The organism is Lentilactobacillus hilgardii DSM 20176 = ATCC 8290 (assembly GCF_000159315.1).
GTDB classification, from domain to species: Bacteria; Bacillota; Bacilli; order Lactobacillales; family Lactobacillaceae; genus Lentilactobacillus; species Lentilactobacillus hilgardii.
This window is the reverse complement of sequence record NZ_GG670070.1, coordinates 1-241: the sequence shown is the minus strand read 5'-3', so window position 1 is coordinate 241 and position 241 is coordinate 1. Positions and strand designations below refer to the sequence as shown.

General features: G+C 62.7%; 1 protein-coding gene. It reads right to left on the bottom strand.

Going from position 1 to position 241, the window contains the following annotated elements; all coding sequences use genetic code 11:
- Positions 1–34: 34 nt before the first annotated feature.
- Positions 35–241 (bottom strand): VOC family protein (locus tag HMPREF0519_RS12915; RefSeq protein ID WP_003637238.1); only part of this gene is annotated, 207 nt, incomplete at its 5' end.

Genomic DNA, 241 nt, shown 5'->3' with positions numbered 1-241 from the left:
CGGTGAAGCTCCTTGTGGATGAAGAAAAGAGGGATCAGGGCTGTTTCATGCAGTTGACCATCCACGGCTTGCCGTAGCGATCGATCAACATGCCCCAGCGGTGCGCCCAGAACGTTTCGGCGATCGGCATCTGCACCTGGCCGCCTTCGGCCAGCGCGGCGAACACGCGCTCGGCTTCCTCGATGCTGTCGACATCGACATTGATGGTGGTCGAGCTCCCCTCGCCACCGCCGGGGCCATC